This window comes from Pseudooceanicola nanhaiensis, from assembly GCF_020171315.1.
GTDB lineage: Bacteria > Pseudomonadota > Alphaproteobacteria > Rhodobacterales > Rhodobacteraceae > Pseudooceanicola > Pseudooceanicola nanhaiensis_A.
The window spans coordinates 51,627-72,577 of record NZ_JAIUZP010000014.1 but is presented as its reverse complement, the minus strand read 5'-3'; the positions used below and the strand labels follow the sequence as shown (position 1 = coordinate 72,577).

The 20,951-nt window shown below is 67.3% G+C and carries 20 protein-coding genes; 5 read left to right on the top strand and 15 right to left on the bottom strand.

Annotation, left to right across the window (positions count from 1 at the left end):
- Positions 1-147 precede the first annotated feature (147 nt).
- From LCM32_RS20070 to LCM32_RS20060, 3 genes are read left to right on the top strand one after another with little or no spacing between them, the layout of a single operon-like run.
- Positions 148-1,299 carry an acyl-CoA dehydrogenase family protein gene (locus LCM32_RS20070; RefSeq protein WP_224822873.1) on the top strand — a complete coding sequence of 384 codons (1,152 nt, stop codon included), beginning with the start codon at positions 148-150 and terminating at the stop codon, positions 1,297-1,299.
- The gene (locus LCM32_RS20065; RefSeq protein ID WP_224822872.1) at positions 1,296-2,876 is read left to right on the top strand and encodes a class I adenylate-forming enzyme family protein; all 1,581 of its coding nucleotides are present in this window, start codon (positions 1,296-1,298) and stop codon (positions 2,874-2,876) included. Before LCM32_RS20070 ends, LCM32_RS20065 begins: the two co-directional genes overlap by 4 nt.
- On the top strand, positions 2,873-3,670 hold the full coding sequence (locus LCM32_RS20060) for an enoyl-CoA hydratase/isomerase family protein (protein ID WP_224822871.1): 798 nt from the start codon (positions 2,873-2,875) through the stop codon (positions 3,668-3,670). The genes LCM32_RS20065 and LCM32_RS20060 overlap by 4 nt, the downstream gene beginning before the upstream one ends.
- A gap of 69 nt (positions 3,671-3,739) precedes the next feature.
- On the opposite strand, the gene LCM32_RS20055 is transcribed toward LCM32_RS20060, so the two are convergent.
- The 14 genes from LCM32_RS20055 to LCM32_RS19990 form a co-directional block, all read right to left on the bottom strand.
- The gene (locus LCM32_RS20055) at positions 3,740-6,181 is read right to left on the bottom strand and encodes a CaiB/BaiF CoA-transferase family protein (protein WP_224822870.1); all 2,442 of its coding nucleotides are present in this window, start codon (positions 6,179-6,181) and stop codon (positions 3,740-3,742) included.
- Positions 6,174-6,962 (bottom strand): SDR family oxidoreductase, encoded by a 789-nt coding sequence (locus LCM32_RS20050; protein WP_224822869.1) that lies wholly within the window; start codon positions 6,960-6,962, stop codon positions 6,174-6,176. The genes LCM32_RS20055 and LCM32_RS20050 overlap by 8 nt, the downstream gene beginning before the upstream one ends.
- Positions 6,959-8,104: a thiolase C-terminal domain-containing protein gene (locus tag LCM32_RS20045; RefSeq protein ID WP_224822868.1), complete on the bottom strand. Its 1,146-nt coding sequence runs from the start codon at positions 8,102-8,104 to the stop codon at positions 6,959-6,961. Before LCM32_RS20045 ends, LCM32_RS20050 begins: the two co-directional genes overlap by 4 nt.
- Positions 8,101-8,514: a Zn-ribbon domain-containing OB-fold protein gene (locus LCM32_RS20040; RefSeq protein WP_224822867.1), complete on the bottom strand. Its 414-nt coding sequence runs from the start codon at positions 8,512-8,514 to the stop codon at positions 8,101-8,103. Before LCM32_RS20040 ends, LCM32_RS20045 begins: the two co-directional genes overlap by 4 nt.
- 11 nt (positions 8,515-8,525) lie before the next feature.
- Positions 8,526-9,386, bottom strand: a complete 861-nt coding sequence (locus tag LCM32_RS20035) for a MaoC family dehydratase (protein ID WP_224822866.1) — start codon at positions 9,384-9,386, stop codon at positions 8,526-8,528.
- A gap of 146 nt (positions 9,387-9,532) precedes the next feature.
- Positions 9,533-10,351, bottom strand: a complete 819-nt coding sequence (locus LCM32_RS20030; protein ID WP_224822865.1) for an NADPH-dependent oxidoreductase — start codon at positions 10,349-10,351, stop codon at positions 9,533-9,535.
- A 178-nt stretch (positions 10,352-10,529) separates the two neighbouring features.
- Positions 10,530-11,654: a flagellar biosynthesis protein FlhB gene (gene flhB / locus LCM32_RS20025; RefSeq protein WP_224822864.1), complete on the bottom strand. Its 1,125-nt coding sequence runs from the start codon at positions 11,652-11,654 to the stop codon at positions 10,530-10,532.
- Positions 11,655-11,664: 10 nt separating this feature from the next.
- Positions 11,665-12,420, bottom strand: coding sequence for a flagellar biosynthetic protein FliR (locus LCM32_RS20020; RefSeq protein ID WP_224822863.1), 756 nt, complete (start codon positions 12,418-12,420; stop codon positions 11,665-11,667).
- Between the two features lie 4 nt (positions 12,421-12,424).
- A complete protein-coding gene (gene flhA / locus LCM32_RS20015; RefSeq protein ID WP_224822882.1) occupies positions 12,425-14,479 on the bottom strand; it encodes a flagellar biosynthesis protein FlhA in 2,055 nt (684 codons plus the stop codon).
- A 52-nt stretch (positions 14,480-14,531) separates the two neighbouring features.
- Positions 14,532-15,308, bottom strand: coding sequence for a lytic transglycosylase domain-containing protein (locus LCM32_RS20010; RefSeq protein ID WP_224822862.1), 777 nt, complete (start codon positions 15,306-15,308; stop codon positions 14,532-14,534).
- Positions 15,305-15,574 carry a flagellar biosynthetic protein FliQ gene (locus tag LCM32_RS20005; protein WP_224822861.1) on the bottom strand — a complete coding sequence of 90 codons (270 nt, stop codon included), beginning with the start codon at positions 15,572-15,574 and terminating at the stop codon, positions 15,305-15,307. Before LCM32_RS20005 ends, LCM32_RS20010 begins: the two co-directional genes overlap by 4 nt.
- A 22-nt stretch (positions 15,575-15,596) precedes the next feature.
- The gene (locus LCM32_RS20000) at positions 15,597-15,926 is read right to left on the bottom strand and encodes a flagellar hook-basal body complex protein FliE (RefSeq protein ID WP_224822860.1); all 330 of its coding nucleotides are present in this window, start codon (positions 15,924-15,926) and stop codon (positions 15,597-15,599) included.
- Positions 15,927-15,932: 6 nt separating this feature from the next.
- Positions 15,933-16,343: a flagellar basal body rod protein FlgC gene (gene flgC, locus LCM32_RS19995; RefSeq protein WP_224822859.1), complete on the bottom strand. Its 411-nt coding sequence runs from the start codon at positions 16,341-16,343 to the stop codon at positions 15,933-15,935.
- Between the two features lie 11 nt (positions 16,344-16,354).
- Positions 16,355-16,738 carry a flagellar basal body rod protein FlgB gene (locus LCM32_RS19990; protein ID WP_224822858.1) on the bottom strand — a complete coding sequence of 128 codons (384 nt, stop codon included), beginning with the start codon at positions 16,736-16,738 and terminating at the stop codon, positions 16,355-16,357.
- A gap of 82 nt (positions 16,739-16,820) precedes the next feature.
- On the opposite strand from LCM32_RS19990, the gene fliI reads away from it, so the two are divergent.
- Complete coding sequence (fliI, locus tag LCM32_RS19985; protein ID WP_224822857.1) at positions 16,821-18,197, top strand: flagellar protein export ATPase FliI; 1,377 nt, start codon at positions 16,821-16,823, stop codon at positions 18,195-18,197.
- A 215-nt stretch (positions 18,198-18,412) separates the two neighbouring features.
- Here fliI and LCM32_RS19980 read toward each other — a convergent pair whose 3' ends face one another.
- Complete coding sequence (locus LCM32_RS19980) at positions 18,413-19,099, bottom strand: hypothetical protein (RefSeq protein ID WP_224822856.1); 687 nt, start codon at positions 19,097-19,099, stop codon at positions 18,413-18,415.
- Positions 19,100-19,650: 551 nt separating this feature from the next.
- Between LCM32_RS19980 and LCM32_RS19975 the strand changes: the two genes are divergently transcribed.
- Positions 19,651-20,946, top strand: a complete 1,296-nt coding sequence (locus LCM32_RS19975; protein ID WP_222495313.1) for an AAA family ATPase — start codon at positions 19,651-19,653, stop codon at positions 20,944-20,946.
- Positions 20,947-20,951: the final 5 nt, after the last annotated feature.

The following is a 20,951-nucleotide window of genomic DNA, read 5'->3' as shown; positions in this document are numbered from 1 at the left end:
GCTGCTCCTCCTCCTCTTCACTGTCCCGTCTCAAGTTAATTATCTTGATTACTATTTGCAAGCTAATTATAAACGACCCCGAGGAGAGAGCCATGCCCGGCCCCCACCGGACCGCGGGGCATGCGCGCAAAAGGGAGGAGACCGCCGATGTTCAGGCGCAGTGTATTCAATGAAGACCACGAGATGTTCCGCGATCAGGTCCGCCGCTTCGTCGAGACCGAGATCGCCCCGAACCATGCCCAATGGGAAAAGGACGGACGCGTCAGCCGCGAGGCCTGGCTGAAGGCGGGCGAGAACGGGCTGCTCTGCGCCGCCATGCCCGAGGAATACGGCGGGGCGGGGGCGGATTTCCTCTTCTCCATGGTGGTGATGGAAGAGCTGTCGCGCGCCGGTGCCATGGGCCCGGGCTTCTCGCTGCATTCCGACATCGTGGCGCCCTATATCCTGCATTACGGCACCGAGGCGCAGAAGGCGGAATGGCTGCCCAAGATGGCGCGCGGCGAGGCGATCGGCGCCATCGCCATGACCGAACCCGCCGCCGGCTCCGACGTGCAGGGCATCAAGACGACGGCGGTGCGCGACGGCGATGACTTCGTCATCAACGGCCAGAAGGTCTTCATCACCAACGGCGGCAACTGCGACATCCTCGTGCTGGCCTGCAAGACCGATCCCAGCCTCGGCGCCAAGGGCACCAGCCTGATCCTCGTGCCCACCGACACCCCCGGCTTCCGCAAAGGGCAGCTGCTGGAGAAACTCGGCTGGAAGGCGCAGGACACGGCGGAACTCTTCTTCGACGACATGCGGGTGCCGGTCTCCAACCTGCTGGGCACCGAAGGGCGCGGCTTCGTCCAGCTGATGGAACAGCTGCCGCAGGAACGCCTGCTGCAATGCGTCCGGGCCACCGCGGCGCTGGAATCCGCGCTGGAGTGGACGGTGGAACACGTCACGCAGCGCAAGGCCTTCGGCAAGACCATCGGCGATTTCCAGAACACCCGCTTCAAGCTGGCCGAGATCAAGGCGCAGGCGGTGCTGCTGCGGGTCTTCACCGACCGTTGCCTCGAGATGCACATGGCCAGGGAGCTTGATTCCGTCGACGCGGCCATCGGCAAGATGCTGACCTCGGAAACCCTGTGCAAATGCCTCGATGACATGCTCCAGATGTTCGGCGGCTACGGCTACATGTGGGAATACCCCATCGCCCGGGCCTGGGCCGATGCCCGCGTCGGCCGCATCGCCGGTGGCACCGGCGAGATCATGCGCGAGATCATCGGCCGCCAGCTGACAGGGGGCCGGGGATGATCCGCTTTCCCGACTACATCCGGAAGCACGCCTTCCACCAGCCGGACAAGAAGGCCACCCACTTCGAGGGACGCGACTTCACCTGGGGCGACTTCTCGGCCCGGATTCACGGCATGGGGCAGGCGCTGACCGACCTCGGCGTCGCGCGCGGCGACCGGGTGGCGGTGCTGGGGAACAACTCCCACTGGATGGTGGAGATGTACTATATCCCCTGCACCATCGGGGCGATCTGCGTGCCGATCAACTATCGCCTGTCGGAGCAGGAGATGGTCGAGGTCATCGCAGATTGCACCCCCGAGGTGCTGGTGGTCGACCGCCACCATGCCGAGCGCGCCGCCGTGCTGATGGAACGCTGCCCCTCCCTGCGCCAACTCATCTATGCCGATTGGGATGCGCCCGCCGTGCCCCTGCCCGCCGATACGCTCTTCTACGAAGAGATCGTCGCCGGGATCGGCCCGGTGGCCGACACCGCCTTCGACGCCGTCGCGACGGGCGGCGAGGAGACCATGATCATCTTCTACACCTCCGGCACCACCGGCGTCCCCAAGGGGGTGATGCTGTCCCACAACAACCTGATGGTGAACGCCACCGGGTCGGGGCATCTCTATGGCTACCGGACCGATGACATCCTGCTGCTCTCGGGCCCGCTCTTCCACCTCGGCACCGGCAGCCGGGTTTACACCGCCGTCGCCTATGGCACGAGCATGGTGATCCAGTCCCGCTTCGATGTCGAAGAGACCATGCACATCATCCAGAGTCAGCGGATCAGCACCATGACGCTGGTGCCGACGATGCTGCGGATGATCATGGACCACCCGGAGTTCGCCAGGTTCGATTTCTCCTCGATCCGGGTGCTGACCTATGGCGCGGCGCCGATGCCGCTGACCCTGATGGAACGCGCGATCGCGGCGATCCCCGGCGTGACCTTCTGCCAGGGCTACGGCATGACGGAAACCTCGCCCGTGGTCTCCGTCCTCGTGCCCGCCGACCACGTGCCGGGCAACCCGATGATCGGCAAGCTGGGCTCGGTCGGCAAGCCGATCCTCTATGCCGATGTCCGCATCGTGGACGAGAACGATCAGCCCGTCGCCCCCGGCCAGCCCGGCGAGATCGTGGTCCGCGGCCCGCAGGTGATGAACGGCTACTGGAACCGCCCCGAAGAGTCCGCCCAGGCCCTGCGCGGCGGCTTCTACCACACCGGCGATGCGGGCTACCTCGACGAGGATGGCTATCTCTACATCGCCGGGCGCACCAAGGAGATGATCATCTCCGGCGGTGAAAACGTCTATCCGATCGAGACCGAGAACTGCCTGTCCAAGCACCCCGCCGTGGCGCAGGCCGCCGTGCTGGGGATGCCGCACGAGAAATGGGGCGAGGCGGTTCATGCCGTCGTGGCCCTGCATCCCGGCAAGTCCGCCTCGCCGGACGAGCTGATCGCCCACTGCCGGGAATGGATCGCCCACTACAAGGCGCCGCGCGGCGTGACGATCTGGGACGGCCCGCTGCCGCTGTCGCCCACCAACAAGATCGACAAGGGCGCGCTGAAAACCGAACTGCTGAAAGGAATGGTGGCATGAGCGAAGGCCTCAAGCTGACCCGCGAGGGCGGCATCGCCCTGATCGAGATGTGCGAACCGGCCTCGCGCAATGCGCTCTCCGACCGGATGCGCGCCGATTTCATCCGGGTGATGGAAGAGCTGCACCACGACGAGGACCTGCGCGCCGTGGTCCTCACCGGCAGCGGCGGCGTCTTCTCTGCCGGGGGCGACCTGAAGGCGATGCTGGCGCGGCACCGCGCGGGCGAAACCTCGGGCGCCGAGGATGTGGTGGGCCGGATGACCAAGCTGCACGGCTGGATGCGCCGCCTGCGCGACCTACCGGTGCCGGTGATCTGCGCCATCGACGGGCCCGCCTTCGGCGCGGGCTTCGGCATCGCCTGCGCGGGCGACATCCTGATCGCCTCTGACCGGGCCAGCTTCAACGCCTCCTTCTGCAAGGTCGGCGCGGTGCCGGACGGCAACCTCTTCTATACCCTGCCCCGGATCGTCGGGCTGCAACGGGCGAAGGAGCTGTTCTACACCGGCCGCGTCGTCGACGCAGCCGAGGCCCTGCGCATCGGCCTCGTGCTGGAGGTCGTGACCCCCGAGGCGCTGCTGCCCCGCGCGATGGAGATGGCCCGCATGATGTGCGACGCCTCGCCCGTGGCCTTCCGCCTGACCAAGCAGATCGCGGGCAAGGCGCTGGAGCTGGACGACGAGGCGCTCCTCGCGATGGAGGCGCAGGCGCAGGCGATCTGCCTTGCCTCCGGCTACCACCGCGAGGCACTGCAACGGTTCACCGAAAAGCAGCCGCCGAAGTTCGACTTCCGCTGAGACGCAACCAGCGACACGGAAAAACGGCGGGGCCTGCCCCGCCGTTTCTTGTTTGCCAAAAGGTGTCGTTCAGTCCAGCGCGCCCACGGTCCGCAGCGCGTCGATCTTGCGGGGCGAATAACCCAGCACCTCTGCCAGCACCGCCTCGGTATCGCGACCCAGATGCGGCGCGGAAATCTTCGGCGCGCCGGGCGTCTCGCTCAGCTTGAACCGGCAGGCCTCGACCACGGACAGGCTCTGATCCCCGCGCGGCAGCTCCACGAAATGGCCCCAGGCCGCCAGCTGCGGATCGACGGCGAGGTCCTCGGTATCCGCCACCACGGCGGCGGGCACGCCCAGCCGTTGCAGCAGCGCCTCCACCGCGCCGGCCTCCTGCCCGGCGGTCCAGGCGGCCAGCGCCGCGTCGATCTCTGCCTCCGCCGCCTGCCGGTCGGCCAGCCCGGGCCACTCCTGCGCCGCCAGTCCCACCGCCCCGGCCAGCTGTTGCCAGCTGGCATCGTCGGGGGCCGAGATCGCGACCCAGGCGGTGTCGCCTTGCGCAGCGATGCAAGGATAGACGTTGTTCGGACAGGCCAGCGGATCGCGGTTGGCATGGGCCACCGGCACCGCGCCGGTCGCACCATAGGTGGCAAAGCTCTCCGCGATGAACTGCATCCCGGCCTCCGCCTGCGAGACATCCAGCCACGCCCCCTGCCCCGTCCTGCGCCGCCGCTCCAGCGCGGCCAGCAGCACCGGCAAGGCGACGCGGGGGGCCACGAAATCCGTATACGGCCCGTAAGGCCCCACCGGCGGCGCACCCTCGCGGCCTGCAAGGATTTGCAGCCCCGACATGGCCGCGCCGATATTGCCGAAGCCCGCCAGCCGGTGCCACGGCCCGCTCTGCCCCATGAGCGAGGTCGAGAGCATGATCAACCCCGGGTTCCCCTCTGCGAGCGCCGCATGCGAAAGCCCCCACCGCGCCATCTGGCCCGGGGCGAAACTCTCCACCAGAACGTCGGCCCGCACGGCGAGGTCCCGCAGCACGGCGCGCCCCTCCTCGGTGCCCAGATCGAGGGTCACCCCCAGCTTGCCCGCGTTGCAGTTCTCGTAGAGCCCGGACTTGTCGGGGTTCTTCTCGCCTCCCGGATAGGGGCCGGTGACGCGGGCGGTCTCCAGCTTCTTGCGGCTCTCCACCCGGATCACCCGGGCACCGAAATCGCCGAGGCACCGGCCGATCATCGGCCCGGCCACGACCCACGACAGGTCCAGCACCGTCAGCCCGGCAAAGGGCGCACCGCCCTCCGGCACATCGGGCGCAAAAGGCACCCTGTCCCGCCCGGCCAGCCACGCGGCCTCGGCCTCCAGCCCGCCTTCCCCCGGCGCGGGCGCGGCACGGGGCACGGTGAAGCCACCGGGAAAACCACGCGCCAGATCGCCCGGCAGGCGCAGCCCGTCCACCGCGTGGAAGAAGCCCCGCGCCGCCGCATGGGGACTGGCGTCCAGATCGGCGGTGTCCATGATCGGCGCCAGCATCAGCCGGTGCTCCAGCGCCATCTCCACCGCCTCTGCCTTGGTCATGGGCGCAAGGAAGGCCGCCACCTCGGCCCGGGCCTGCTCCAGCTTCTCCTCGGGGATCTCGTCATTCTCGATCAGCGGCGGCAGCGTCACCCAGTCCCACGCCGCGAATTCCTCCGAACAGGCGCCACGGCGGTGCATCAGCGCAAAGAGCGCATTGGTGAACCGCCCCGCCGCCGGCCCGAGGGCGAGGTGCATTTCCACCAGCCCGTCGCGCACCGGCCACTTGGAGCGCTGCGTGCGCGAGCCGGAGCCGCTCAGGTCCAGTTCCCGCTTCTTCTTCGAGCGGATCTCGGGGCGGAAGACGTAATCCGGATGCCCGATCCGCGCCGCGAGGCTGAGGCTCAGCGTGGACTGCGTGATCGAGGCCTGCGCCGAGGTCACCACCCGCTGCCCCTGCCCGCTGCGCCGCCGCGCCTCCAGCGCGACCATGACACCGCAGAGACCATCCGCCGCCGCATGGTGCCAGCTCTGCGGCAGGGTGATCCGAGTCGGCACGCCAGCGGCCTGCGCCTCGGTCGGCTTCAGCGCGCCGCCGGCGGCCCAGAGGGTCAGGTCGCTGGACGCGTGATCGGCCTTGGGCCCGGTCAGCCCGTAGGGCGTGACGATCAGGTGCACGAGGCCCGGGTTCGCCTCGTGAAGCGCGACGGTATCAAGGAACCCCTCCGACGGCGTGCCCGCCTCGATCACCACGTCGGCCTGCGCGGCAAGCGCGGCCAGACGCCCGGCCTCGGCCGCGCGGTCCAGCAGCAGCGAGCGCCGCCCGGTGCCATAGGCCCGCCAGTGCAGCGATTGCCCCAGAGCGTCAAACGGCGCCTGCCGCCGCGCGGCGCTGCCCCCGCGCGGTTCGACGGAGAGCACATCCGCCCCCATCAGCCCCAGCAGCCGTCCCGCCATGATGCCGCGATGATCGCTCAGATCGAGGACCCGCAGCCCCGCCAGTGCCCCCTCAGCCATCGATGAAGGCCTCCATCCGCGTGGGCATCGGGTTCAGCACCGCGCCCCCGTCCACCGGGATCACCGCGCCGGTGATATAGCTCGCCGCCTCGGAGCAGAGGAACCCGCAGAGCTGCGCCACGTCCTCGACCGCGCCCATGCGGCGCAGCGGGACAGAGGCGATCTTGGCCGCCAGCGAGGCCTCGTCCGGGGCGAGGCGCTTCATGCCCTCGGTGTCCCCGATCGGGCCCGGCAGCACGGAATTCACCCGGATGCCCTCCGGGCCCCATTCCAGCGCCAGCGTCCGGGTCAGCATGTCGACCCCCGCCTTGGCGGCACAGACATGGGCCTGCCCCACCATGGCCACCTGCGCCTGCGCGGCCGAGACGTTGACCACCACCGCCCCCGGCCTGCGCAGATGCGGATAGGCCGCGTGCGTCACGTGATGGGTGCCAAGCACGTCGATCTCCATCACCGCCCGGAACCCGTTCGAGGAGATGTCGCGCGCCCGCGCCACGAAGTTGCCCGCCGCGCCCGAGATCAGCACATCGATGGGGCCGAAGACCTCTGCCGCGCGGCCGACCGCCCCGGCCACGGCTGCGGCGTCGCGCACATCGGCCACCGCGCCCTCGGCCTGCGCCCCAAGCGCGCGCAGCTCTGCCACCGCGGCCTCCACCTTCTCGGCGCTGCGCGAGAAGGTGAAGACCTTCGCCCCCTCGCGCGCGAACATCCGCGCCACGCCGAGGTTGATGCCGCTGGTCCCGCCGGAGACGAGGACATGGCGCCCCGCAAAGCGGCTCACCACTGGTCCTCCGAGGTCAGCACGACGGTGGCCGCGCCCGAGAACATACCGCCCACGCCATGCACGACCGACAGCTTGGCGCCCTCGACCTGCGCCGGGGAGAGCCCGCGCATCTGCCGCACGCCCTCCTGCAACGCGTACATCCCGTACATGCCTGAATGCATGTAGCTCAGCCCGCCGCCGTTGGTGTTCAGCGGCAGCCTGCCCCCGGGCCGGGTGTTGCCCTCGGCGATGAAGGCCCCGCCCTCGCCCTTGGCGACGAAGCCCAGATCCTCCAGCCCGTAGACCGGCAGATGGGCGAAGGCATCGTAGATCATCAGGTGATCCACGTCCGAATGGCTGATGCCCGCGCTCTCGAAGGCCGCCTTGCCGGAGACCCGGAACGCCTTGGAGGAGGTGAAATCCTCCATCTGCGAGACCATCGGCCCCTCGCAGCTCTCGCCGCCCATGCCGCGCAGGTAAACGGGCTTGGTCGGGAAATCCTGCGCCCGCTCCGCCGAGGTCAGGATCAGCGCCCCGCCCCCGTCCGAGACGAGGCAGCACATCAGCTTGGTAAAGGGCCAGGCGATCATCTTGGCCGAGAGCACGTCGTCCACAGTGATCGGATCATGGGCCGTGGCGCGCGGGTGCCGGGAGGCCCATTCCCGCTGCACCACGGCCACCATGGCCAGCTGTTCCAGCGTAAGCCCGTCGTCTTTCATCTTGCGCAACACTGGGAGAGTGAAGCGCGACGGGGGAAACAGCGGGCCATAGATGGCTTCGAATTCCTGTTGCTGCATCGAGGGGAACAGCGGCCGGTGCGCCCGGTTGTTCGAGCGCCCGCTTTCCCCGTGGGTGATCAGCACCGTCTTGCACAGGCCCGTGGCAATCGCCGCCGCCGCGTGGCGCACGTGCAGGATGAAGGAGCAGCCCCCGATCGAGGTGCTGTCCTGCCATGTCGGCGTGATGCCGAGGTACTGCGCGATCTCGGCGCTGTCGTGGCCAGCGGTGGCGATCCCGTCGATGTCGGCGGGCGTCAGGCCGCACTCGGCCATGGCGTTCAGCGCGGCATCGGCATGCAGGCCGGTCTGGCTCAGTTCGGGCACCTTGCCCATGCGGGTCGTCTCGGCGGCGCCGACGATGGCGATGGAAGCCTTGGTCATGCCGCACCTCCTGTCGCGGGCCGGAACTGCGGGATCATCAGGTCCCCCCGCGCCTCGAAGGTCACCTCAAGCGCCATGTCCAGCTCCAGCGCCTCTGGATTGGCGGGGCAGTCGAGGATATTGCTCATCATCTTCACGCCTTCCTCCAGCATCACCACGGCCACCGTGAAGGGCGGTTCATAGCCCGGGGCGGGCATGTGGCTGATCACGTAGGAATGCAGGGTCCCCTTGCCCGAGGCCTCCTGCACCGTCACGTCCCGGCTGCCGCACTTCGGGCAGAACGGGCGCGGCGGGAAATACGCGCCGCCGTCACAGGCGGTGCAGGCGTTGAGCAGCAGTTTCCCCTCTTTCGCGCCGTCCCAGTAGAACTGTGTCTCAGAGTAGATCGTCGGTTGCATGCGGTCGCTCATCTCGTCCTCCCTCAGCCCAGCCGGGCCAGACCGTTGTTCAGCACGATGACATCGCGCTCCACCACGCGGGCGCGGAACGAGACCTCGTTTCCTGCGCGCCACATCTCGGTGCGGATCGTCTCGCCGGGATAGACCGGCGCCGAGAACCGCAGCTGCAGATGGGTCAACGCCTCGGACCGCCCCTCCGCCATGGCCTGCGTCACGGACCACGCGGCGATCCCAAGGGTGCAGAGCCCGTGCAGGATCGGCTTCTCGAAGCCCACGCCCTGCGCCACCGCCGGATCCGCGTGCAGCGGGTTCCAGTCGCCGCTCAGCCGATAGATCAGCGCCGCACCGGGCTGCGTCGGGTGATCGAAGGTCGCCTCCGGATCCGTCTCGGGCAGCTTGTGCACCGGCTTCACCGGCCCGTCCGGCCCGCCGAACCCGCCATCGCCCCGCGCGAAACTGGTGGAGGCGACGGTGGCGATCTTCGTGCCGCTGGCCTTGTCGGTCAGCACCCGCTCGGAATAGATCAGCGCGCCCTTGTCGGCGCCCTTGTCCACGATGCCGGTGACCTTCGTCTCGCCCACCAGCGTGCCCTCGGCGGGCAGCGGGGCGTGGAGCGTCAGGCTCTGCTCGCCGTGGAGGATCTTCTGCCATGTCAGGCCGGTGTCGGGCTCCATTGCCCAGAACCCGGGATAGGCCAGCACGTTGACCATGGCGGGCAGCGCGCCAAAGCCTTCCGCCCCCTCGTAGGTCGCGCGCAGATGCGCGGGGTTCGACGGATCCGCGCCAAGGCCAAGGCCAAGCGCATAGAGAATGGTATCGCGTTTCGAATAGCTGTGTTCCACCGGCGCAAATTCACGCGCCAGCAGGGCCTCATACTCAATCATGAGCCGAACTCCTCCCAAAGTTGGCCTCAGGATAGGTATCTAGCTAATTATCTGCAAGCTAATTCTATCGTGACGCTTCCCCTGACGCAAAACGGGCGCGGCCCCTCGGCCACGCCCGTCCCTCATCCCCGCGGGGAAGGTTCCGATCAGAGCAGGGGGAAACCCATGTCCTGCAACTGCGCCTTCAGCTTGTCCCGGCCCGACAGGTATTCGGCACTGGCATAGCGCTCGGCGTTGCGCTGTGAGAAGGTGACCGGCGGGCGGTTCTGCCCGGCCTCGTGGCGGGCAAAGACGGCATCGTACTCCGCCATGATCTGTGCCTCGGCGGCCTCGTCGCGGTTGTAGGTCTCCTCGTGCAGGACAACGCCCTGCGGCAAACGCGGGCGGACACCAGTGACGGGCGGCGCCTCGTAGCCCATGGTCAGGCCGAAGATCACCACCGCGCGCGGCGGCAGGTTCAGCAGCTTGGCCAGCCGGGCCGGTTCGTTGCGCAGGTTGCCGACATAGCAGCTTCCGACCCCCAGCGATTCCGCCGCCAGCACCATGTTCTGGGCCACGATGGCGCAGTCGCAGGTCGCGGCCAGCAGGTTGTCCATGTAGGGCAGCGTGAAGAGATCGACCCCGGTGCGCGCGCCGATCCGGGCCGCGCGGGAATGGTCCGCCACGAAGCACAGGATCACCGGCGCCGTGGCGAGGAAAGGCTGACGCCCCATCTCCGCCAGCTCGGCCTTGCGGGCGGGATCGCGCACCGCGACGATGCTGATCGCCTGCATGTTGGAGGAGGAGGCCCCCGACTGGCCCGCCGCCAGCAGCGTCTCCAGCATCCCCTCGGGCAGCGGCCGGTCCTCGTAGCTGCGGACCGACCGGTGGGACATCATCTGCTCCATCACGGCGGTCGCCTCGATCAGCGGCTTTGCGGGCATCAGCCCGCCGTAACGGGTCTCGACATCTTTTTGGAAGGTCATCGCGTCGTCTGTCCTTAAAAAACGGGGAAAAAGCCGGACCGGCAGAGGGAGGCAGGCCCCGGGTGAGGTTCGGCCCGGACCGTAGGAGCGCCCCCGGCGGATGACAAGGACACCCCCTGCCCCGGCGCGCCTCGCCCGACCAACTGCCGGGTTATCCGGCAGTCCCGCGGCCCCCGCCTCAGTCGAAGCGCAGGCTGGAGCCCTCCGGCGGACGACGGTCCACGTTCTTCTTCAGGTCGAAGAGGAAGCCGATGATCTCCGCCACCGCCTGCCAGTGCTCCAGCGGGATCTGCTCGTCGATCTCGGCCACGGTGAAAAGCGCCCGCGCCAGCGGCTTGTTCTCGACGATGGGCACCTCGTGCTCCAGCGCCAGCTTCCGGATCTGCGCCGCCATCAGGTCCGCGCCCTTGGCTACGCAGACCGGGGCGATGTCGGTGCCCTGCTCATAGCGCAGCGCGACCGCGAAATGGGTCGGGTTGGTCAGGATCACGGTGGCCTTCGGCACGGCGGTCTTGATCCGCTGCTTGGCCCGCTTCCGGCGCTGCTGCATCCGGCGCGCCTTGATCTGCGGATCGCCCTCGTTTTCCTTGTGCTCTTCCTTCACTTCCTGAAGCGTCATGCGCTGCTTCTGCATCCAGCGGTGCCGCTTCCAGATCACGTCGACGATCGAGAGCACCGCAAGGAAGACGGTCACGATGATCAGCAGCAGGGCCACCTGCCGCCCGATGTAGGCCAGCAGCGTTTCGGGCAGCATGCCCTCGCCCTGCCAGATCTGGCGCACGGCGCGGGTGCCGACCCAGACCGCGACAGAGCCCACGAACAGCACCTTGGACACGGATTTCAGGAACTCGACCAGGGCATCGACCGAGAAGATGCGCTTGAACCCCGCCAGCGGGTTGATCTTGGACATCTTGGGCTTGATCCGCTCGACGGCCACCACCGTCTCGCCCTGGACCAGCACGCCGAAGATCGCCGTGGTCACCAGCAGCACCAGCACCGGCCCCAGCACGACGCCAAGGCTCCGCGCCAGCGACCACGTGACCTGCCCCACGTCGCGCAGGCCCGCGCGGTCCTCGCCGATCTCGACCGTGCCGGCGATGCGGAAGATGTTGCCCAGCACCCCGGCAAGGTTCGGCCCCATCTGCGGCAGCAGGAACATCGCGATGATCGTCAGGGACAGCACGCCCATGAGGATGCCCGGCTCCCGCGAGGAGGGGACGTCCCCCTGTTGCCGCGCCTTTCGCAGCTTTCGGAGCGTCGGCTCCTCTGTGCGGTTGTCCTTGTCGGTATCCTGCTCTGCCATCGCGCCGCCCTCAGAAGACCAGGCCGTTCAGCCAGTCGGCAAAGCGGTCGTGGACCACATGAAGCATCATCGGGCTGGCCATGACCAGAACGAAAAGCCCCGAGGCGATGAGGACGGGCGCCGCGATGAAGAAGACCGGCAGCGTGGGCATCATCCGGTTGGCAAGGCCGAAGCCCACGTTCAGCACCAGCGACATGACGAAGAAGGGCGCGGCGATCATCGCCCCGATGTAGAAGCTCATGCCCCCCGCCCGCAGGATCTGCTGGGCCATGTCGCCGGGCATCATCCCCCCCAGCGGAAACACCTCGTAAGAGCGCATCAGCGCGTCGATGATCAGGTAATGCAGGTCGCTGGCAAAGATCAGCGCCGCCCCCGCCATCATCAGCGCCGAGGCGATCAGGGTCGAGCCCTGGAACGATCCCAGCTCGTTCGAGAACGCGTTCGCAAGGCCCGAGGTCAGGCCCACCTGGTAGCCCGCGAACTGGATCGAGGACATGATGATCCGCGCGGTGATCCCGATCCAGACCCCGATGGTCACCTCCAGCCCCAGCGAGAAGATCAGCTGGAAGACATTGGCGAACTCGGTGTCCGGCACGTCCACCGCGGGCCGCAGCGCGACCGAGAGCAGCAGCGCAAAGGCCAGCCGCACCCGCAGGGGGATCAGCGCCTCGCCGAAGCCCGGCATGAACATGAAGGTGGACCCCAGACGCGCAAAGACGAGCACGAAGCCCGTCACCTGCGCCGTCAGGAAGGCCGTCAGGTCCATCGCGTCAGTCCCCGATGGTGCCGACGGTGCGGATCTGCGCCTTGCGGTGGATCTCCGCGTGGGCAATCACCGGGGTGCGCGGGCTGACCCGCTCCAGCATCGACCGCACGAAGGTCCGCACGTCCGGCGGCACCATGATCGCGGGCCATTCATCCTTCGAGGCGTGCTTCTGGATCACCTGCCGGGCCTGCAGCACGAATTCCTGCACCCGCTGCGGCGACATCAGGAAATTCCGGTCGTCGCCGTTCACCCGCACCGCGTCGATGAATTCCTTCTCCCAGCTGCCCGAGAGGTTGATGGCCGAGATATAGCCGCTCTGATCGGTCAGCGAGTTGCAGATCTGGCTCGCCAGCTTGCGCCGCACATGCTCCGTCACCGTGATGATGTTCGGGTTCTTGCGCCCGACCTCGGCAATCGCCTCGATGATCAGCGGCAGGTTCCGGATCGAGACATGTTCCTTCAGCAGCTGTTGCAGCACCTGCTGCACCGTGATCACCGGCGAGCCGCCGATCTCGTTCGCCAGCTTCTGGTACTCCCGGTCGAGGTTGTTGATCAGGCCCTGCGTCGCGCCATAGGTCAGCAGCTCCGGCATATGCTCCTTGATCACCTCGGTCAGGTGGGTGGTGATGACGCTCTCGGGATCGACGACGGTGTACCCCTGCCGTTCGGCCTCCTGCGCATGGGCCCGGTCGACCCAGACCGCGTCGAGGCCAAAGGTCGGGTCCTTGCACTTCTCCCCCGGCAGGGCGATCGGCGCCTCGGCGGGGTTGATCACCATCATGCCGTGCGGGCGCACTTCGCCCCGGGCCACGTCCACGCCCTGCACCCGGATCGCATAGCTGGTGGAGGGCAGCGCCGCCTCGTCCTTGATCCGCACCGAGGGCAGGACAAAGCCGTATTCGCGCGCGAAGAGCGAGCGGAGAGAGCGGATCTTGCCCGGCAGGGCGGCGTCGGGCGCGTTGATCAACGGCACCAGCGCCGCGCCCATCTCGAGGCGCAGATCGTCCAGCTTCATGGTTTCCTTGATGTCGTCCTCGGGCTTGGCCGCGCCCGCCCGCTCGGCCGCAACCGCGTCGCGGACCTTCTTGTCCTCCGCCGCCTGCGCCCGGCGCTGCATCGTCCAGCCAAGACCGGCCATCAACCCCGTCAGCAGCACGAAGATCGGCATCGGGAAGCCGGGCAGCAGCCCGATCCCGAAAAGCAGCGCGGCGGCCATGTAAAGCGCCTTGGGGAACTTCGACAGCTGCCCCAGCACCGCCTCGTTCGCCGCGCCCTCGGTGCCGCCCTTGGTCACCAGCAGGCCCGCGGCCAGCGATACGACCAGCGCGGGGATCTGGCTCACCAGCCCGTCGCCGATGGTCAGCACCGTGTAGAAATCCGCAGCCGATCCGACCGACAGCCCGTGTTGCAGCACGCCGATCAGGATGCCGCCCACCACGTTCACCAGCGTGATGATGATCCCCGCCACCGCGTCGCCGCGCACGAACTTGGACGCACCGTCCATGGCCCCGAAGAACCCGCTTTCGTCCTCCAGCTCCTTGCGGCGGCGGCGGGCCTCGTTCTCGTCGATCATGCCCGCGCCAAGGTCGGCGTCGATCGCCATCTGCTTGCCCGGCATCGCATCCAGCGAGAACCGCGCCGCGACTTCCGCGATCCGGGTCGAGCCCTTGGTGATCACCACGAAGTTGATCACCACGAGGATGGTAAAGATCACGATCCCGATGACGTAATTGCCGCCCACGATGAACCGCGAAAAGCCCTCGATCACGCCACCCGCCGCGCCGGGCCCGGTGTGGCCCTCGCTCAGGATCAGCCGGGTCGAGGCGACGTTCAGCGACAGCCGCAGCATGGTCACCACCAGCAGCAGCGTCGGGAAGGAGTTGAACTCCAGCGGCTTCGGGATCCACAGCGCCACCATCAGGATCAGCACCGACAGCGACAGCGAGATCGCCAGCCCAAGATCCAGCAGCACCGGAGGCAGCGGGATGAAGAGCATCAGCAGCACCAGCGTCACGCCGATGGCAAAGCCGATGTCGTGATTGGCCAGCGAGCGGGTCATCCACTCCGGGAGGGCAAAGGGCTTGGCCTTGGCGGTGGCTGTCTTGCTCATCTCAGAACATGGCCTCGAAGTTGGGCAGGATGGGCTGCATCTCGCGCGAGGAATACAGCGTCCAGCGCCCCTCCCCTTTCGTCATCTGCCCGGACCAGAAGGCCCCGGCCTGCACCGGCGCGGGGGCCGGGGTCGCCTCGGCCAGCTGGATGTCGGTCCCGGCGGCCATGGCGCGGAACTCCGCGATCCGCTCGTTGGCCACGGTCACGTTGCGCCGCAGCGAGGTCAGGTAGATCTCGCGCTTGGCCGGGGTGAAGGAATGGTAGGACCCCGCCGCCGTCACCCAGTCGCCGGTCTTGTCGTAAAGCGACTTCAGGAACCGGGCGGCATAGTCCACGTTGGTGGCCGGGTCGAAGCCCTCGGCCGGGCTGCGGAAGGCATCGGGGTGCCAGTGCAGGTTGATCTGCATGCAGCCCACGTCGATGGATTTCACGCCCTGACGCTTCTGGTCCGCGACCCAGTTCAGCGCCTCGTTGCGGCTGCTGAACACGCGGCCGGTGCCTTCCGCGTTCACCGCCCAGGGCCAGACCGTGAAATGCCCGTCGCGCCGCAGCCCCGCCTCCTGCAGGCCGATGCCCAGCAGGATGTTTTCCGGGATGCCGTGGCGCAGCTGTGCCTTCAGGATCTCGCGCACGCAGACGCCGGTATCCTCGACCACCGCCTCCATCCGCTGACGCGGGCGCTCCGTCGGGGTGTAGAAACCGGACCAGCCGTCGCCTGCAAGCGCAGGCACGGCCAGAACCGCCGCAACCGCGGCAAGGAGCGCCCGGACCTTCACAGGCCCCCGCTGACGATCAGGTCAAAGATCCGGTCCGAAAAGCGCAGCAGCACGTTGTAGATGAAGGGCGTCGCCGCCAGCAGCGTGATGATGATCGCGGCGATCTTCGGCACGAAGGTCAGCGTCATCTCCTGGATCTGGGTCAGTGCCTGGAAGAAGGCGATGCCAAGACCCACCAGCAGGGCGACGATCATGACCGGGGCGGCGCCATACAGCACCGTCAGGAACATCTCCGACAGGATGTCGTAGGTATCGCCCTCGGTCACGTCCGCCCCCAGCCCGGCCGCGTTACAGCGGCATGTTCATGATGTCGCGGTAGGCATCGACCAGCTTGTCGCGCACGGCCACGGCGGTCTTCACCGTGCTCTCCAGCGCGATCGTGGCCTCGACCACCTCCTGCGTGCCCACCTTGTCCTGCACACCGGCCATGGTCACGCGGTCCGCCTCGCGGGCGGTGTCCACGGCATTCTCGGTGGCCTGCTTCAGCATATCCGCGAAGCTGGTCCCGCCCTCGTCCGAGCCCGCCTGCTCCAGCACGTTGCGCTCCGCATGGATCTGCAACGAGTTCTGGTAGGCCCCGCGCGCCGCGGCCGAGGAAATCAGGGTCGTATCAACCATCTAGTCTCACTCCAGCAGGTCGAGGATCTGGCTGCGCATCCGCCGGCCGGCCTCGAACATGTTCATGTTGGCTTCGTAGGTGCGGGCGGCCTCGCGCATGTTGGCCATCTCCAGCACCGTGTTCACGTTGGAAATCTTGACGTAACCGTTCTCGTCCGCTGCCGGATGCGAGGGGTCGTAGGTCAGCTCGAACTCGCTCATGTCGCGACCGATGTCCGACACTTCGACGCGCGACACGCCGCTCTCGCGGTCCACGGCCTCTTCGAAGGAAATCGTCTTGCGACGGTAGGGCTCCGCCCCGGGCGAAGAACCCAGCGAGTTGGCGTTCGCCACGTTCTCGGACACGACCTTCAGCCGCTCGCCCTGCGCGCGCATGCCCGAGGCCGAGACGGTCGCAATGGACTTCAGGGGATCCATGACAAGTCTCCTTAACGAATGCCGGTCACGGCCAGCGTCAGCAGGTCATGACCCTTCTTGTAGAGCTGCGCGGCCATCCGGTAGCTTTCGCTCACTTCGTTGGCCGTGATCGCCTGCTGCTCCAGCACGACGTTGTTACCATCCATGCCGGTTTCCCACGCGGTGTCGTCCGCCTCGGTGCGGATCCCGCCCGAGGGCGCCGTGCCGCTGATGTGATGCGCATCCGTCACCACGATGCCGCTGGACTGCCGCGCCCGGCCCATGGCCTCGTCGAAGCCCGCCACGTCACGCGCCTTGTAATTCGGCGTGTTGGCGTTCGCGATGTTCTCCGAAATCACGGATTGCCGCGCGGACAGCCACTTCATCCGCTCGGACGCGACCCGGAAAAATGACATATCCTGAAGTTTCAAAGGCTGTTTCCTTTTCTCTCAATCAAGAATAGCATGTATAAATCGGCTTTTCTACGGGATAAGGCTCATGCAGACCCCGTTTTCTGAACTATCTACGTTTGCGCGTAACCTTGATGCAACAAGAATAGTTGGTGAGGTCAAGGCCATCCTGGGCCTCTCCCTCACCGTGACTGGTCTTGAGCGCGTCATGGGCATCGGGCAGCGCTGCATCGTGCAGGGCCGCCACGGTCCGGTTCTGGGCGAAGTGGTCGGGATCGACGACCAGGGCACCCATGTGCTGCCGTTTGGCACCTGGCATGGCGTCACCACCGGGAACGAGGTTACCTTCTCTCCGCAGGGTGAGATGATCCGCCCGCACTCCGCATGGGTCGGCCGGGTGATCAACGCGCTTGGCGAACCGGTGGACCGCAAGGGCCCGCTGCACGAGGGCGACCATCCCCGCAAGGTCAAGGCCGGGCCCCCGCCCGCCTTCGATCGCCGCCGCGTCGGGCGCCGTCTCGAAACCGGCATTAAGATCTTCGACGTCTTCACCCCGCTCTGCCGTGGTCAGCGGATGGGCGTCTTCTCCGGCTCCGGCGTCGGGAAATCGACGCTGATGGCCATGCTGGCCCGCAACGCCGATGCCGACGTGATCGTCGTGGGGCTGATCGGCGAACGGGGCCGCGAGGTCATGGACTTCATCGAGGAGGACCTCGGCCCCGAGGGTATGGCGCGCTCGGTCGTCGTGGTCTCCACCGGGGATGAGCCGCCGCTGATGCGCCGCCAAGCCGCCTGGACCGCCACCGCTGTGGCCGAATACTTCCGCGATCAGGGCCTGCAGGTCCTCCTGCTCATGGACAGCGTCACCCGCTTCGCCATGGCACAGCGCGAGATCGGCCTCTCGGGGGGCGAACCGCCGACCTCCAAGGGCTACCCGCCCACGGTTTTCGCCGAGCTGCCGCAACTGATGGAACGCGCGGGCCCGGGGACCGAGGGCACCGGCGACATCACCGCGATCTACACCGTCCTCGTGGACGGCGACGACATGAACGAACCGGTGGCCGACTCGGTGCGCGGGATCATGGACGGCCACGTCGTCCTCGCCCGGCGCATCGCCGAACGGGGCCGCTTCCCCGCCGTGGACCTGCATCAGAGCATCTCGCGGATGCTGCCCGACTGCCACTCCGAGGCTGAATACGCCGTGCTTCAGGCCGCGCGCCGGACGCTCGCGAAATACGCCGACATGGAAGAGCTGATCCGGCTTGGCGCCTATCGCAAGGGCTCCGACGCGGACATCGACGCGGCGATCAAGTTCTACGATCCGGTCGAAAGCTTCCTCAGCCAGCGGAAGCACCAGACGATGATCGCGGACGAGACCTTCGCGCATATCTACCAGCTGCTGCTGGACGCCGGGGTGAAGGTGGAAATCCCGCAACCCCAGACGGCCGTGCAACGGGCTGGGTGAGGGAATCGGTCAAAGACTGCACGACCAGTGTCCCCGGCCGACATGACCACGAAGGGCTGAGCTGACCCGCGGGGTGGCGCACTTGCGCCGCCCCATGGGGGCGGGTCGGCGCAGCCCGGCCCAAGGCCGGGCGGAACACCCCAGAGAGGCCAAAGAAAAAAGCGCCCCTCAACGGAGCGCTCCCATCCAGCCGAACCGGAGCCCCCTGCCCCGCCTCAGCACACCACCCGCAAATCCGAGATCGTCGGGTCCACCCGCCGCAGTGCCACCCGCAGCCGCTCCCGCAGATGCGTCGTCACATAGCTCGCGATGAACGACGACGGCGCCGCCAGGATCATCGTGCCGCCCTCGCGGTCCACCTCGGTCAGCCCGTGGAACCACGCGCCATAGGTGGAGGCATCCTCGCCATGCAGGATCGCCTGCGCCTGTCCCCAGACCGATCCTCCCTCCTCGGGCACGACCTTGCGCAGGGGCACGACATTCGTCGCCGTCTCCTCGCCCGCCGGGACCGAGGCATTCGGATCGAGCCGCTGGACGAAGTCCTCGCCGATCAGCGCCCAGGCCGGGCGGGTGTCTTCCAGCATCCGCTCGAAGTCGATGCCATAGGTGCTGATCCGTCCGCGCGCGCCGCGTGTCTTCTGCACCAGCCAGCCGCGGCCGCGCAGCTTTGCCATTTCACGCTTCACCGTGCGCTCGTCCACCGACCACAGCCGGGCGATCTCCCGCTGGCCCATGGCCAGTTCGTCGCGCTGCCAGTTGTAGCGCGTGGTGATCAGCGCCATCATCCGCATGATCTGTCTCTGGGCCACCTTGTCCTGCGACAGGCCAAGCGCCATCAGCGCGGATAGAATATCGTATTTACGCGAGGCCGCCGCACGACCTGTCGCTCGGGCAAGTTGCATCCCGCGTCTCCTGTCCCGGTGATCCCCTTCTGAGGATGCTTCGGTGATGTTCCGTGTTGTCGCCGGGAAGGAAGGTCCCTGTCTGGGAAGACTGCCCGGTGTGTCGCCTCTGATCGGGGAGAGTTTTCTACGAACTCGACGCTAATTCCGATCATGCATCTATTTGCGTCCGATTGGCTGATCCTGTCAAGCGAGCAACTCGCCCTTCCCAGAACCATTTCGAAGAAATCGGTATCAATTGGTAGAGGGGGACAGCCTGTGTGTCCCCTAATCAGGCACTTTTGTCCCCCAATATGCAGCAGAGGCCCCCGTGGTGTCCCCCTAGATCTGGGGTCATCCCCAAGGCGCGACTCAGGGATTCGGAGGGAATCACCGGGAATCACACTCGATTCGATTCGCCTTGCTGCACAGGGGTTAACGGCCCCTGGCCTTCCCTGCGGGGAAGATCTCACAGAACGCTGTTCGGGGGAACTTCCCTTTTGCGTTTTTCGGGAAACCAGCGTAATTCGAAAGTGAGAAACAATTTACGTCCTGATAAACAGAGGCCGAGCATGTACACCCACGAAGACCTCGCACAGCTGCAGGCGCAGTCCCTCAAGATGCAGGGCTGGATCCGCCAGCAGACCTTCAGCCCCGAAAGCCGCAAGACCCTGCGCCGCTTCTCCTCCTGGGAGGTGTCCGAGCTGATCCTGCGCATCAACCAGTCCACCTTTCGCGGCCGTCTCGCCGCCGATCCCTCCCTGCCCTCCGGCGAGGTCGAGGCCGAGGGCCGGCAGCGCTGGTACACGCTCGAAGAGATCAACGAGCTGCGCCGCCGCATGAAGATCAACCGCAAGAGCCTGATGCCGCCCCGCCCCGCCGGCAAGCGCGCCTTCCGCGCGGCGGTCGCCAACTTCAAGGGCGGCGCCGGCAAGTCCACCGTCGCGCTGCACTTCGCCCATGCCGCCGCCCTCGACGGCTACCGCGTGCTGCTGGTGGACTTCGACCCGCAGGCCACGCTCTCCCACTCCATGGGCCTCACCGACGTGGCCGAGGACTACACCGTCTGGGGCATCATGGCCCGCGACCTGATCCGCGAGACCGACCGCCAGAACGCGGCCCTCGTCGGGGCCGAGAGCGGCACCGCCCTGCCCGCCCGCAAGATCCCCGCTTCGATCCGCGACATGGGCCTCGACGAGCTGCGCCACCACGATTTCATCAAGCAGACCTCCTGGTCCACGATTGACATCATCCCCTCCTGCGCCAACGCCGCCTTCGTCGAGTTCGCCTCGGCCCAGTACCGGCACCTGAACCCGGAGTGGACCTTCTTCGCCGCCGTGTCGCGCTACCTCGATGGCCTCGGCGATGACGATTACGACCTCATCATCTTCGACTGCCCGCCCGCCATTGGGTACCAGTCCATGAACGCGGTCTTCGCCGCCGACGCGCTCTACATCCCCTCCGGCCCCGGCTACTGGGAATACGACAGTACGACCTCCTTCATCGGCCAGCTCTCCGAGGCGCTCGAGGACCTCGCCCATGGCTTCGGCGAAAACTTCCCCGCGGGGAAGATCGCCCTGCCCAAGGCCTTCGCCGACATCCGCTTCTTGATGACGCGCTACGAGCCCGGCAACGACCTGCACCGCGCGATGCTGGAGGCCTTCCGCAAGGTTTTTGGGGATCATGTGACACAGAACCCGATCGAGATGACCCGCGCCGTCGAACAATCCGGCCGCTTCCTCAGCTCGGTCTACGAGATCGACTACCGCGACATGACCCGCGAAACATGGCGCCGCGCCCGGGAGAGTTTCGACCGCGCCTATGGCGAGTTCCGCGACAACATCATCGCCAACTGGGACAAGGTCTGAAGGAG

What these genes read in the sequence shown, in the direction of transcription:
- LCM32_RS20060 (WP_224822871.1), top strand. Translation starts at nt 2,873, where the DNA reads ATGAGCGAAGGCCTCAAGCTGACCCGCGAGGGCGGCATCGCCCTGATC.
- LCM32_RS20020 (WP_224822863.1), bottom strand. Translation starts at nt 12,420, where the DNA reads ATGGACCTGACGGCCTTCCTGACGGCGCAGGTGACGGGCTTCGTGCTC.
- LCM32_RS20035 (WP_224822866.1), bottom strand. Translation starts at nt 9,386, where the DNA reads ATGATTGAGTATGAGGCCCTGCTGGCGCGTGAATTTGCGCCGGTGGAA.
- LCM32_RS20040 (WP_224822867.1), bottom strand. Translation starts at nt 8,514, where the DNA reads ATGAGCGACCGCATGCAACCGACGATCTACTCTGAGACACAGTTCTAC.
- LCM32_RS20065 (WP_224822872.1), top strand. Translation starts at nt 1,296, where the DNA reads ATGATCCGCTTTCCCGACTACATCCGGAAGCACGCCTTCCACCAGCCG.
- LCM32_RS20045 (WP_224822868.1), bottom strand. Translation starts at nt 8,104, where the DNA reads ATGACCAAGGCTTCCATCGCCATCGTCGGCGCCGCCGAGACGACCCGC.
- LCM32_RS19975 (WP_222495313.1), top strand. Translation starts at nt 19,651, where the DNA reads ATGTACACCCACGAAGACCTCGCACAGCTGCAGGCGCAGTCCCTCAAG.
- LCM32_RS20000 (WP_224822860.1), bottom strand. Translation starts at nt 15,926, where the DNA reads ATGGTTGATACGACCCTGATTTCCTCGGCCGCGGCGCGCGGGGCCTAC.
- flhB (WP_224822864.1), bottom strand. Translation starts at nt 11,654, where the DNA reads ATGGCAGAGCAGGATACCGACAAGGACAACCGCACAGAGGAGCCGACG.
- fliI (WP_224822857.1), top strand. Translation starts at nt 16,821, where the DNA reads ATGCAGACCCCGTTTTCTGAACTATCTACGTTTGCGCGTAACCTTGAT.
- LCM32_RS20070 (WP_224822873.1), top strand. Translation starts at nt 148, where the DNA reads ATGTTCAGGCGCAGTGTATTCAATGAAGACCACGAGATGTTCCGCGAT.
- LCM32_RS19990 (WP_224822858.1), bottom strand. Translation starts at nt 16,738, where the DNA reads ATGTCATTTTTCCGGGTCGCGTCCGAGCGGATGAAGTGGCTGTCCGCG.
- LCM32_RS20030 (WP_224822865.1), bottom strand. Translation starts at nt 10,351, where the DNA reads ATGACCTTCCAAAAAGATGTCGAGACCCGTTACGGCGGGCTGATGCCC.
- LCM32_RS20055 (WP_224822870.1), bottom strand. Translation starts at nt 6,181, where the DNA reads ATGGCTGAGGGGGCACTGGCGGGGCTGCGGGTCCTCGATCTGAGCGAT.
- flhA (WP_224822882.1), bottom strand. Translation starts at nt 14,479, where the DNA reads ATGACCCGCTCGCTGGCCAATCACGACATCGGCTTTGCCATCGGCGTG.
- LCM32_RS19980 (WP_224822856.1), bottom strand. Translation starts at nt 19,099, where the DNA reads ATGCAACTTGCCCGAGCGACAGGTCGTGCGGCGGCCTCGCGTAAATAC.
- flgC (WP_224822859.1), bottom strand. Translation starts at nt 16,343, where the DNA reads ATGGATCCCCTGAAGTCCATTGCGACCGTCTCGGCCTCGGGCATGCGC.